Below are 12,711 nucleotides of genomic sequence, written 5' to 3' on the forward strand. Positions count from 1 at the left end.
TCCGCGCTCAGGAGTGCGCGGGCCCGAGCGGGAGCGTCTCCGGTGCGTAATCGAGGATGCGGTACCGCCCGCACTCGATGACCGCCGCAGGCTCCCCGGCGGTCGGAAGGTGCCAGGGGACGGTCTGCGCGTCCTCGACGAGGAACGACACCGTACCGACCGCGAAGTCCCGCCGATCCACGAGCCATGCGTACCCGCGGAGCTCATGGTCGACCTGGACGAGCCGGGCCGCGTCGGCCGCATGCAGCTTCGGCAGCCGCACGGTCCAGAACTGGCCAGCGCCGGTGCGTCCCGAGGCGTCCACCCAGTCCGTCACGCAGGCGAGGTCGGGGTCGGGCGTCGTCGCCGCCTGGACGATCCGCGGTGCGGCGACGGCTCCGGCGACGAGGAGCACGACGCCGACGCCGGCGGCCACGGCGCGGGCGAGCGCTGGTCGCAGCGTCACGGCGCGCGGGACGGCCACGAGGGCGAGGACGGGCGCGAAGGCGAGCGGCTGCAGGTAGCGGGCGGCGTGCGTCCCCGCCGCGATGCCACCCACGACCACGACGAGGGGGAGGACCCACGCGGCGGCGGACACGAGGCGGCCGCCGGCGTCCGCGGTCCGCACGGTCCGCACGACGGCGAGCCCGAGGAGGGCCAGCACGAGCACGGCCGCGAGCACCCCGGCGGGCGTCGACAGCCGCGCGGCGGCCAGCCCGCCGTAGTAGCCGGCCGCGTGCATCCACTCCGCCGGCTGCACGTAACCGTCGCCTGTGTTGGCGATCCATGCCGCGAACGGAATACGAGCGACGAAGCCGAGAACGGTGCCGCCGACGAGGGGAGCGACCAGCACGAGCGCGCGGCGGCGGTCGGCGCGGCGGAGCACGGCGAGACCGGCGAGCACCAGGGCGAGCGGCACCGTGGCCCAGGCGGCGAAGAGGGGGTTGCTCAGCGTCGACACGGCCGCCGTGGCCGCGAGGGCGACGGGTAGGGCCGCACCGCGGCCCGCATGGTCGAGGGACCGTCTCGACAGCCCGACGGCCAGCACCACCCCCACGACCGTGGCGGAGTAATAGGTCGTGGTGAGCAGGAGGGACGCGAGCTCGAGCGCATCGCGGGACGGCGATGTCTCCGTCAGCACGAGGAGGCCGAAGACCGCGAGAGCGGCGACGGACCAGGCCACCGGCGCGGCCCCCGCCCGCCGCCGGCCCGCGGCGAGGCGGATCGCGCCGTACAGGGCGAGGAGATTCGCGACGGCGTTCGCGGCGAGCACCCCGTCCACCGGCAGGGGGAGCACGAGGTCGAGGCCCGCGAACACGGCGATCTCGGGGAGGAAGAGGACACTGGACATCGCCCAGTCGCCCCCGCCTCCGTCGGCGAGTGAACGCGCCACCAGCGCGACGATCAGGGAGTCGCCGTCGTCGAAGAGCAGGGCGGATCGCGGCGACGAGGCGAGCGCCGCCACCACCACGAGCGCCAGGCCCAGAGCGGCGGCCCAGCCCGCCAGCTCGCGTCTCCAGACCCGCCGCATGCGACCACTCTGGCACGCATCTCGCACCCCGCGGCGCCGACAGGCCTCTCGGCCCGGTAAACTGGACGGACACCGCCCGCCTGAGCCGCAAGGCCGACGAGCCCCCGAGGAGCCGCGTATATGCTGATGCTCCTCGCAGTGTTCCTCCTCGGGTCGCTCTTGATGCCCGTTCTGGTGCGCTGGCTGGGAGCTCAGGCCTTCGCCGTCGCGGCCCTCGTCCCGGCCGCCGCGTTCGTCCACGCGCTGGTGCTCACCCCGCAGGTGCTCGACGGGCCCGTCCCGTTCGTCTCCGTGCCGTGGATCCCGCAGCTCGGACTGAACCTGTCGATGAACATGGACGTCCTCGGCTGGGTGCTCACCCTCATCGTCACCGGCGTCGGGGCGCTCGTGCTCCTCTACTGCCGCTGGTACTTCCACGACGAGGCCGCCGGGATCGGGCAGTTCGCGGGCGTGCTCCTCGCCTTCGCCGGCGCGATGTACGGGCTCGTCCTCACCGACGACCTCGTGATGCTCGTGATGTTCTGGGAGGCGACGAGCATCCTCTCCTACCTCCTCATCGGGCACTACCGCCGTCGTGCCGCGAGCCGTCGCGCCGCCCTGCAGGCTCTCCTCGTCACCACGCTGGGCGGACTGGTGATGTTCGTCGGCGTCGTGCTGCTGGTCGTCGACACCGGGACGTCGAGCATCCGCGAGATCCTCGCGCTCGCCCCGACGGGCCCGATCGTCGACGCCGCGATCGTGATGCTCCTGATCGGGGCGATCAGCAAGTCCGCCCTGTTCCCGTTCCACTTCTGGCTCCCCGGGGCGATGGCGGCGCCGACCCCGGTCAGCGCCTATCTGCACGCCGCGGCGATGGTGAAGGCGGGCATCTACCTCATCGCGCGCTTCGCGCCCGTCTTCGCGTTCAGCCCGACGTGGCGGCCGATCATTCTCACCCTCGGCATCCTCACCATGCTGCTCGGCGGCATCCAGGCGCTGCGCGAGACCGACCTCAAGCGCGTGCTCGCCTTCGGCACGGTCAGTCAGCTGGGGTTCTTCGCGGTCGTCGTCGGCTACGGCACGCAGGCCGCCGCCCTCGCCGGTGTCGCGCTCGTGATCGGGCACGCGCTGTTCAAGTCGGCGCTCTTCCTCATCGTCGGCGTCATCGACCGGCAGCTCTCCACGCGTGACGTCACCGAGCTCTCGGGCGTCGGCCGTCAGGCGCCGGTGATGGCCACGGCCGCGTTCATCGCCGTGGCCTCGATGGCCGGCGTCGCTCCGACGATCGGATTCGTCGCCAAGGAGTCGACGCTCACGGCCCTCCTGGACGACGCCCTCGGCGGCTCGGTCTGGGGGCTCGTGGCGCTGATCGGCGTCACCCTGGGTTCCATGCTCACCGCGGCATACGGCGTCCGCTTCCTCTGGGGGGCCTTCTGGACCAAGCGGGATGCGGACGGTGAGCGCCAGCCCGACACGGTCTGGCCGGACCCGCCGGTCGGCTTCCTCTCCGCCCCGATCATCCTCGCCGGGGTCACGCTCGCCGCCGGGATCGGCGCCCCCGCCCTCGACATCGCGCTGCAGCCGTACGCGCTCACGGCGACACCGGGGCTGGACCACGAGGGTGCCGCCGTCGAAGGGCCGGGGCACCTGGCGCTCTGGCACGGCTTCGAGCCCGCGCTCGGCATCTCGATCCTGTCGATCCTGCTCGGCATCGGGCTCTTCCTGCTCACGCGCCGCACCGGGTGGGACCGGCGCCCGCGCCTGCTGCCGTTCACCGCCGCCGACGTCTACTACGCCGTGATGCGCGGCGTCGACCGCCTCTCCGTCCTCAGCACGACGATCACCCAGCGGGGCTCGCTCCCGGTCTACGTGGGGACGATCTTCGTCGTCTTCGTCGCCGCGGAGGTCACCGCCCTGGTCGCCAGTGACATCGACCGGTATCAGCTCTCGCTCTGGCACACGCCGGCCCAGCTCGCCGTCGCGCCGATCATGGCCGTCGCCGGCGTCGTGGCGGTCCGGGCCCGCAAGCGCTACACCGGCGTCGTGCTCGCCTCGGTCACCGGCCTGGGCATGGTCGTGCTCTTCGCCACCAGCGGGGCACCGGATCTCGCGCTCACGCAGATCCTCGTGGAGACGGTGACGATGGTGACGTTCGCCCTCGTCCTCCGCCGTCTGCCGGCGCGGATGGGCGAGCACAACGAATCCGTCAGCCGGATCCCCCGGGCGCTGCTCGGCATCGGCGTCGGTCTGACCATGGCGTTCGTCGCGGTGGTCGCGACCCAGTCCCGGGTCGCCGACCCGATCTCCGCGATCTTCCCCGAGATCGCGTACGAGATCGGCCACGGCAAGAACGTCGTGAACGTGGCGCTGGTCGACCTCCGCGGGTGGGACACGATGGGCGAGCTCTCGGTGCTCGTGCTCGCCGCCACCGGTGTCGCCTCGCTCGTGTTCGTCACGCACCGCGCCGACCTCCTCGCGGCCACGAAGACCCTGCCGCGCTCTGTGCGCAAGTCCGCCCGCAGCCGCCCGCTCGTCGAGACCACCGACGGCGTGCGCTTCCAGACCGCCGAGAATCGCTCGGCTCCGCGGGCCTGGCTCGTCGGCGGCCAGAAGATGAAGCCGGAGAACCGGTCCATCCTCCTCGAGGTGATCGTCCGCATCCTGTTCCACACGATCATCGTGGTGTCGATCTTCCTGCTCTTCGCCGGGCACAACCTCCCCGGCGGCGGCTTCGCGGGCGGGCTTGTCGCGGGCATGGCCCTCGTCATGCGCTACATCGCGGGCGGACGCTGGGAGCTGGGAGCTGCGGCGCCGACCGACGCCGGCCGCCTCCTCGGCACCGGACTCATCCTCGCCGTCGGCACCGCCGTCGTCCCCTTGTTCTTCGGCATGGCTCCGCTCACCAGCACCTTCTGGGAGTGGGAGATCCCCGGTATCGGGCACATGGAGTTCGTCACCTCGACGATCTTCGACATCGGCGTCTACCTCGTCGTGATCGGCCTCGTTCTCGACGTGCTCCGCAGCCTCGGCGCGGAGGTCGACCGGCAGGCGGCCCTCCGCCCCGGTGAGAGCACCGCGGTCGACTTCTCCTCGCGGACCGGGGGGAACGGCTGATGGACGTCTCGCTCGCCCTCATCGCGATCATGGCCGTGCTCTTCGCCTGCGGCGTGTACGCGATGCTGGAGCGCAGCCTCACCCGCGTGCTCATCGGCTTCCTCCTGCTCGGCAACGCGACGAACCTGCTGCTGCTCATCGTGATGGGCGTGCCGGGCAACGCCCCGTTCTTCGGCACGGAGGGGGAGCTCAGCGATCCGCTGCCGCAGGCGCTGACCCTCACCGCCATCGTCATCACGTTCGCGGTCTCGGCCTTCCTGCTCGCGCTCATCTACCGGTCGTGGCAGCTCGGCCAGGCGGACACGGTCGAGGACGACGAGGCCGACATCGCGCTGCGCGAGCGCACCGACGAAGACGAAGACCTCATGGACGACGAGTCCGAGACGGACGACGACGAGGCCACGACCGACTTCGTGGGCGTGCAGACCGCGCCCATCACCGTCCTCCACATGCGCGACAACCCGGCGATCCAGGACGACGCCCCCTACGACGCGCCCGCCGTGCCGCAGCCGGAGCCTGAACCCGACGGCGAGGACGACGCCGCGGACCAGGACGACCAGACGACAGACGGGGAGGGCAGGTCATGACCACGCTCGTCCCGCTCCTCGTCGCCCTGCCCCTCCTCGGTGCCGCGATCACCCTCGTCTTCGGCCGCAACGCGCGCCTGCAGGTCTTCGTCACCGTCGCCACGCTCGCGGTCGTGTCCGTCATCGCGGCCGTCCTGCTCGTCGTCGTCGACGCGGGCTCCCCACTCGCGGTGTCGGTCGGCGGATGGCCGGTGCCGTTCGGCATCGTCCTCTACGTCGACCGCCTCGCCGCGCTGCTGGTGCTCGTCTCCAGCGTCGTGCTGCTCGCGGTCCTCCTCTTCTCGATCGGTCAGGGTGTGGCCGACGGACCGGACGAGACCCCGATCTCGATCTTCAACCCCTCGTACCTGATCCTCGCCGCCGGCATCTTCAACGCCTTCATCGCCGGCGACCTCTTCAACCTGTACGTCGGGTTCGAGATCCTCCTGGTGGCCTCGTACGTGCTCATCACCCTGGGCAGCACCGAATCGCGCATCCGCACCGGCGCGGTCTACATCGTCGTCTCGCTCGTCTCGTCGATCCTCTTCCTCGCCTCGATCGCGATGATCTACGGCGCGCTGGGCACGGTGAACATGGCGCAGATCGCCGAGCGCATGTCGGAGCTGCCGCAGGACACGCAGCTCGTGCTGCACCTCATGCTCGTGGTCGCCTTCGGCATCAAGGCCGCGATCTTCCCGGTGTCGTTCTGGCTGCCGGACTCCTATCCGACCGCACCCGCGCCCGTCACGGCCGTGTTCGCCGGCCTGCTGACCAAGGTCGGCGTGTACGCGCTGATCCGCACCGAGACGCAGCTCTTCGCCTCGAACAGCATCGACACGCTGCTGCTCATCATCGCGCTCGCGACCATGGTCGTCGGCGTCCTCGGCGCCGTCGCGCAGGCAGAGCTCAAACGGATCCTGTCGTTCACGCTCGTCAGCCACGTCGGCTACATGATCTTCGGTCTCGCGATCGCGACCCCGGCCGCCATCGGCGCGACGGTGTACTACATCGTCCACCACATCGTCGTGCAGACCACCCTGTTCCTCGCCGTGGGGCTCATCGAACGCCGGGCGGGCAGCACGTCCATCCTCCGGGTCAAGGGGCTGCTGAAGATCGCCCCGGTGATCGCGCTGCTGTACTTCATCCCCGCGATCAACCTCGGCGGTCTGCCCCCGTTCTCCGGGTTCATCGGCAAGTTCGCGCTGTTCGAGGCGGCCGCCTCGGTCGGCACTCCGCTGATGATCGTGCTCATCTTCGGCGGCATCATCACCTCGCTGCTCACCCTGTACGCGCTCATGCGGGCCTGGAACCTCGCGTTCTGGCGCGAGGAGGAGGACTCGACCGAGACCGAGGGGCGCATCTCCTACCTCACCGGGGCGCCCGCCGCGGATGAGCAGCAGGAGCGCCGGCACATCCCGAAGATCATGACCGTCGCCACCGCCGGCATGGTCACGGTGACGGTGGCCCTGACGATCTTCGCCGGACCGCTGTACGCTCTGTGCGACCGTATCGGGGCGGGCCTGCTGCAGCCGGTCAACCTCGTCCAGCTGGAAGACGAGGTGGAGGGATGAGTCCGGACACCAAGCGCGTCTGGCGGGACATCGGCATGCAGCTGCCGTTCCTCGCCTGGCTGATCGTGCTGTGGATGCTGCTGTGGGCGCAGTTCACGGTGCTCTCGTTCCTCACGGGACTCGTGGTGGCGATCTTCGTGACCCGCGTGTTCCGCCTGCCGACGGTCGAGCTCTCCGGGCGCATCAACCTCTGGTACGGCGCGCTGTTCGTGGCCCAGTTCCTGTTCGCGATCCTCCGCGGCGCGCTCTCGGTGACCGCCCAGGTGTTCGACTTCCGCCGGCAGCCCGGCACCGCCATCGTCGCGGTGAACCTGCGGTACGCGGACGACCTCGTGATGACGCACGTCGCGGTGGTGTCGTCCCTCATCCCGGGGTCGCTCGTGGTCGAGGCCGATCGCGACCGCGGCATCCTGTACCTGCACGTGATCGGGGTGCGCAGCAAGGAGGACGTCGAGATGCAGCGACAGGGCGTCCTCGGCTGGGAGAAGCGCATCGTGCGTGCGCTCGGCAGCCCGGCCCAGTACCGGGCCCTCAAGGCCGACGAGAAGGCCGGTCGGATCGACCCGGCGACGATCGGCGGTGCCCGATGAACACGCTGCTCCTCATCATCCTCGCCGTGTTCGCCGTCGCCGCGATCCTCGCGGTCGTCCGCATCGTGCGCGGCCCGTCGATCCTCGATCGCGCCGTCGCGGCCGACGTCCTCCTGACCGAGGTGATGTGCGTGCTCGGCGCCGAGATGGCCATCAACGGTCACACCCGCAACATCCCGGTGCTCCTCATCATCGCGGCGGTCGGCGTGTTCGGGTCGATCGCGGTCGCCCGCTTCGTCGCGAGAAGGGACAACACGACACCATGAACGTGTTCGGTCTGATGATCCCTGATCCCGTCGTCGACGTGGCGGTGCTCGTCCTCATCCTGCTCGGGGCGATCCTCTGCCTCTCCGCAGCGGTCGGCCTGCTGCACTTCCGTGACGTCCCCACGCGTCTGCACGCGGCGACGAAGCCGCAGGTGCTCGGCCTGCTGCTCATCTGCCTGGCGATCGCCCTGTCACAGCGCTCGATCGGCGGATTCCTCTTCGGACTGGTGCTCGTCGCGCCGGTGGTGCTCATGCAGTTCGCGACCGCGCCGCTCTCGGCGCACATGGTCGGTCGTCAGGCGTACCGCAACGGCACGATCGAGCAGCGGGGTCTCGTCGTCGACGAACTCGCCGAGTCGAAGCAGACCCCTCCCGCCGCCGGCTGACCGCTCCTCTGCCCCGCCGGCTGACCGCTCCTCTGCCCCGCCGCCCGTTCACAACTCAGGAGAACCGCGCGGCCATCGCGCTGCGCGTGCGCCCGCGGCGGATATCGGACCGAAACTCCTGAATTGTGAACGACGGGCGCCGCCTTCTCGTCTCCTCCACCGTCGGAGGATCGGGGGCAGCGAGTCCACATCCGGCCCGACGCCCGGTCCTGCCGTGCCGCGCCGGGCATCCTCCGGGATGTGAAGACGGACTCCGCACATCCGCGCGCCGCCGAGGTGTTCGCCTCGACGGTGTTCACTCGAGCGGAGCTCCGCGCCTCGGGGCTGAGAGGGCGCGAGCTGACGGCCCTGGTGAGGAGTGGGCGGCTGCTGCGACTGCGCCGAGACCGATACGCCCGTCCGGACGTGGACCCCGTCGTCGCGGAGGCCGTCCGGATCGGTGGTCGCGTCACCTGCGTCTCCCTCCTCCGGCTGCTCGGGGTGTTCGTGCTCGAGGCGCAGGGGGTGCACGTGCAGGTCGAGCCCCATCGCTCGCGTCTGGGGTGTCGCGATGCGGCGGCACACAGGGTGCATTGGGCTGAGGATGTCGCGGCGAGTGCGCTGCACGTCACCTCCCTGGATGCGGCGGTACGCCATGCCGTGCGCTGCCAGTCCCCTCGCGCGTCGGTGGCCACCATGGACAGCCTGCTCCATCAGCGTCTCCTCACGATGGACGAGCTGCGCGCGATCTTCGCCGGGCTGCCGCAGCGGTTCGGCGCCGTGCTCGCGCTCGTCGACGCATCAGCCGAATCCGGACCGGAGACCTTCGTCCGGCTCCTCCTCCGGTCGCTGGGGGTCTCCTTCGAGACGCAGGTCTCGCTGGCCGGCGTGGGTCGCGTCGACTTCGTCGTCGACGGATGGCTGATCGTGGAGTGCGACAGTCGTGCCTTTCACGAGGGATGGGCGAAGCAGCAGCGAGATCGTGCGCGGGACATCGCGGCCGCCCGCCTCGGCTACGTCACGATCCGTCCACTCGCCGCCGACATCCTCTCCGACCCGGCAGGCACGCGCGACGCGCTGCGGGAGGTGCTGGAGGTGCTCGGCCCCCGGTTCGTCGGCGCTCGACGTTCACAACTCAGGAAAACGGGCGGCCGCAGCCTCCTTCCGCCACCGAATCGCGCGAACGCGCGGCGATCTCCTGAGTTGTGAACGGCGACGCGGGGTCAGGTGCGGGCGGCGAAGGCCTCGATGAGGCGGGCGGCGGGCTCGGAGTCGCTGATGAGCGTGCCGTGCCCGTGGTCGGGGATGACGGCGAGCTCGGCCCCCGGGATCGCGTCGAGGATGTCCTGGCACCAGCTCATCGGTGCCAGCGGGTCGTCCTCGCCCCGGAGCACGAGCACCGGGCAGGCGATGCGGACGAACGCCTTCTCCGGCTTGTGGACGATGGTGGCCCGCATCTTGCGGATCAGGTGCGGTCCGCCGCGGAGGTACTCGCGGGCGCCGCGCCAGATGACGAGGGGACGCTCGCCCACGAGGTCCTGGAGGAGGTAGCGGGCCTGGGCGCCGATGTTGCGTTCGGCCTTGTCGACGGTGGGGCCCGCGAGCACGACGCCGGCCACGAGGGACGGGTGCCGGGCGGCGAGCTCGGCGGCGATCTGGCTGCCCATCGAGTGCCCGATGACCACGACGGGGTCGGCGTCCACGTGGCGGAGGTAGGCGGCGACGAGGTCGGCATGCCGCTGCATCGTCAGGGTGCGCGTGGGTTCGGGTGCCTCACCGAAGCCGGGGAGGTCGAGGGCGATCACCCGCCCCTGCAGCCGCTGGGTGAGGTCGAGGTAGACGCTGCGTCCCATGCCGATGCCGTGCAGCAGGAGGTAGGTGGGCGGTCCGTCGCCGAAGGTCTCGGCGATCAGGGTCGCTCCGGCGTGCTCGAACTCGAGGAGGGTGGCCGGCGTCCCCTTCGGGGCGAGGTAGCTGGTGGGCACCCGTCCACGCTAGCCGAGCACCCTCCACGCGCCTCTCAGCCGGCGGGGGTGAGCGTGAGGGTGTCGACGGCGGCCGCCGTCACGGCCTTCGCGCTGAACGCCCAGGGGCGCTGCACCCCGGTGGACCAGTCCGTCGTCTGATCGACGTAGTGCTCGTGGAAGGCGTGACCGGAGGCGCCGGTGAGGTGGATCCAGGTGGAGTCGTCGAAGTCGGCGAGGTCGACGACCATCCGCATGGAGGGGACCGTCGTGGTCGCGTAGGACTCGCCGAGCTGCCAGCCGGTCGCGTCGACCACCGATGCGCCGCCGCCGACCGGGTACGGGCCGCGGTTGAACAGCGCCTCGATGGGGGCGATGCCGGAGGAGCCGAACGTGTCGCTCGTGAGGGTGAGGGCGTGCAGGTCGCCCCAGTTCCAGCGCGCGACGTCCGTGCCCTGGAGGGCGGACAGTTCGTCGTACGCCTGTTCGGCGGACAGCGCGAGCATCTCGTCCCTGCCGTCGACGTCGATCTCCTGGTTGGTCCAGAGGGGGTCGGCGGGGTCGTCCAGCAGGGCGCCGACCACCGTGAAAAGCCGGCCCTGACCGCCGATGGGCAGCGGCTGCTCGCGTTCGGAGAAGAGGTTCTGGACGAGGTGCGACCACAGCACGTTCGCGTAGGCGGCAGCGGCCGAGGAAGCGCTGTTCTGCGCATCCCAGCCGCGCAGGAGCTCGACGGCCTGCTGCGGACCGGCGCCCTCGACCTCGACGTCGGTGAGCGCGGTGACGAGCTGCTTGCCGATCCACATCTCGCCGTCCATCTGGATCTCGCGCATGTCGTCGGCCGTCAGCGGCCCGGCGGCGGCCCGGCGTTCGATGAGGTGGGCGATGCGCGCGGCGCGGTAGCCCTGATCCCAGTCCCGGGAGAGGAAGTGCTCGTAGTCGTCGGTGACGATGGCGTTGTTCGCGGTGACGATGTAGCCGGAGCTCGGGTTGTAGGCCACGGGGAGGTCTTCGAACGGGATGTACCCGGTCCAGTCGTAGCTGCTGTCCCAGCCGGGCTGCGGCATCCAGCCGTCGCCGGCGCCGCGGATCGGGAGGCGCCCGGGTGTCTGGTACCCGATGTTGCCGTCGACGTCGGCGTAGATGAGGTTCTGCGCGGGGACATCGAAGAGGGAGGCGGCGCGGCGGAAGTCCTCGAAGTCCTGTGCCGTGGACAGCGCGAAGATCGCGGTCGCCGCGGTGCCGGGGTCGAGCGCCGTCCACCGCAGGCTGACGGCGTACTCGGCGGGGTCGGGCCCGGGTGCGGTCGGAGCGGTGCCCTCGGCGGTGAGCCCGGGGACGGGGTCGTCCGCGATCCCGGTGAAGTCGTCGGTGAGGCCGGAGATGATCGGGCCGTGCACGGTGGAGCGGATCGTGAGCTCGATGTCGTCCCCGCCGGCGACCTTGATGGTCTCGGTGCTCTCCTCGAGCGGGACGAGCGCGCCGTCGCGCCAGTAGGAGTCGCCCTCGACGCGTTCGATGTACAGGTCGGTGACGTCGGTGGTGAGGTTGGTGAAGCCCCAGGCGACGCGCTGGTTGTGCCCGATGACGATTCCCGGGAGGCCGGAGAAGGAGAAGCCGCCGACGTCGAACGGGCAGTCCTCGTCGACCGTGGAGCACCGGAGCTGCACCTGGTACCAGACGGACGGGAGCGCGGCGCCGAGGTGCGGGTCGTTGGCCAGCAGCGGCATCCCGGATTCGGTGAGGTCTCCGGAGACGACCCAGGAGTTGGATCCGATGCCCTCGCCGGCGTCTCCGACGAGCACGCTGGCCGCTTCGATGACCGACGACGTCTCCTGCCATTCGACCGTGGTGATCGCCGCCTGTGCGCCGCCGTCGTCTTCGGGGACGGGGAAGGCCGCGGGCTCGGCGCTGGTCTCCAGCGGCGGGACGGTGGAGATCTTGGGAACGATGACCGGGTTCCGGTCGAAGGGGTAGGCCGGGTACAGGGTCGCGAGGAGGCCGTCGACGTCCGCCTCGGGGTCGTCGGCGAGCTGCGCGGCCAGGAGTGCCCGCTCGGTCTCGTCCTCGACGTTGGTGCGGAGGTCCCATGCCATGGCCTTCAGCCACGCGACGGAGTCGGCGGGCTCCCACGGCTCCGGCTCGTAGTCGGGGTTCTGCAGTCCGAGGACCGCGTATTCGAGGGAGAGCTCGGCGCCGGAGCGCGAGGACAGGTAGGCGTTGACGCCGTCCGCGTAGGCCTCGTAGTAGCTGCGGGTGACGTCGTCCATCGCCTCGACCTCCGCCTCGGCGGTCTTGCGCCAGCCGAGGGTGCGCAGGAACGCGTCGGTGCCGGCCTGGGAGGCGCCGAACAGCTCGGCGACGCGGCCGGAGGTGACGTGGCGGCGGAAGTCCATCTCGAAGAAGCGGTCCTGGGCGTGCACGAACCCTTCGGCGAAGAACAGGTCCTCCGAGGAGTCGGCGGTGATGGTGGGCACGCCGCTGGCGTCGCGCTGCACCGTGACGTCGGCCTTCAGGCCCGCGAGCGCCGTCGACCCCGACGTCTGCGGGAAGGAGCGCTGGATGGTCCACGTCACGAAGAACGCGGCGGCGACGGCCAGCACGACGACGGCGGCCACCACGAGGAACGCGATGCGGCCGATACGGGCGCCCAGCGGGAGGCGCGGGGGAGTGGCGGACGCCGGCGAATCGGTCATCATCGTCGAGAACTCTTTCGGGTAGACAGGTGGGACTCAGTCCCACAGAGCCCCAGTGCGCGTTTCACGGGTGCGCGCCTTCGCATCATA

The 12,711-nt window shown here is 70.8% G+C and carries 10 protein-coding genes; 7 read left to right on the plus strand and 3 right to left on the minus strand.

The features are described from left to right. Positions 1–7 precede the first annotated feature (7 nt). Positions 8–1,510, minus strand: coding sequence for a hypothetical protein (locus KAF39_RS04760; RefSeq protein ID WP_210676185.1), 1,503 nt, complete (start codon positions 1,508–1,510; stop codon positions 8–10). Between the two features lie 120 nt (positions 1,511–1,630). Here KAF39_RS04760 and KAF39_RS04765 point away from each other — a divergent pair, with 120 nt between their 5' ends. The 7 genes from KAF39_RS04765 to KAF39_RS04795 all read left to right on the plus strand — a co-directional run bounded on the left by KAF39_RS04765 (position 1,631) and on the right by KAF39_RS04795 (position 9,170). Continuing rightward, positions 1,631–4,603 carry a Na+/H+ antiporter subunit A gene (locus KAF39_RS04765; protein WP_210676186.1) on the plus strand — a complete coding sequence of 991 codons (2,973 nt, stop codon included), beginning with the start codon at positions 1,631–1,633 and terminating at the stop codon, positions 4,601–4,603. After that, positions 4,603–5,190, plus strand: coding sequence for a Na(+)/H(+) antiporter subunit C (locus KAF39_RS04770; RefSeq protein WP_210676187.1), 588 nt, complete (start codon positions 4,603–4,605; stop codon positions 5,188–5,190). The genes KAF39_RS04765 and KAF39_RS04770 overlap by 1 nt, the downstream gene beginning before the upstream one ends. Next, positions 5,187–6,740 (plus strand): Na+/H+ antiporter subunit D, encoded by a 1,554-nt coding sequence (locus KAF39_RS04775; protein ID WP_210676188.1) that lies wholly within the window; start codon positions 5,187–5,189, stop codon positions 6,738–6,740. Before KAF39_RS04770 ends, KAF39_RS04775 begins: the two co-directional genes overlap by 4 nt. Then, positions 6,737–7,330, plus strand: coding sequence for a Na+/H+ antiporter subunit E (locus KAF39_RS04780; protein WP_210676189.1), 594 nt, complete (start codon positions 6,737–6,739; stop codon positions 7,328–7,330). Before KAF39_RS04775 ends, KAF39_RS04780 begins: the two co-directional genes overlap by 4 nt. Further along, positions 7,327–7,596, plus strand: a complete 270-nt coding sequence (locus KAF39_RS04785) for a monovalent cation/H+ antiporter complex subunit F (RefSeq protein ID WP_210676190.1) — start codon at positions 7,327–7,329, stop codon at positions 7,594–7,596. Before KAF39_RS04780 ends, KAF39_RS04785 begins: the two co-directional genes overlap by 4 nt. Then, complete coding sequence (gene mnhG / locus KAF39_RS04790) at positions 7,593–7,982, plus strand: monovalent cation/H(+) antiporter subunit G (protein WP_210676191.1); 390 nt, start codon at positions 7,593–7,595, stop codon at positions 7,980–7,982. Before KAF39_RS04785 ends, mnhG begins: the two co-directional genes overlap by 4 nt. 240 nt (positions 7,983–8,222) lie before the next feature. Beyond that, positions 8,223–9,170 carry an endonuclease domain-containing protein gene (locus KAF39_RS04795; RefSeq protein WP_210676192.1) on the plus strand — a complete coding sequence of 316 codons (948 nt, stop codon included), beginning with the start codon at positions 8,223–8,225 and terminating at the stop codon, positions 9,168–9,170. 14 nt (positions 9,171–9,184) lie between these two features. Here the strand turns inward: KAF39_RS04795 and KAF39_RS04800 are convergent, their stop codons facing one another. Continuing rightward, a complete protein-coding gene (locus KAF39_RS04800) occupies positions 9,185–9,946 on the minus strand; it encodes an alpha/beta fold hydrolase (protein WP_210676193.1) in 762 nt (253 codons plus the stop codon). A 35-nt stretch (positions 9,947–9,981) separates the two neighbouring features. Then, positions 9,982–12,621: a penicillin acylase family protein gene (locus KAF39_RS04805; RefSeq protein ID WP_374093865.1), complete on the minus strand. Its 2,640-nt coding sequence runs from the start codon at positions 12,619–12,621 to the stop codon at positions 9,982–9,984. Positions 12,622–12,711: the final 90 nt, after the last annotated feature.

It is taken from the genome of Microbacterium sp. BLY (assembly GCF_017939615.1).
Lineage (GTDB): Bacteria > Actinomycetota > Actinomycetes > Actinomycetales > Microbacteriaceae > Microbacterium.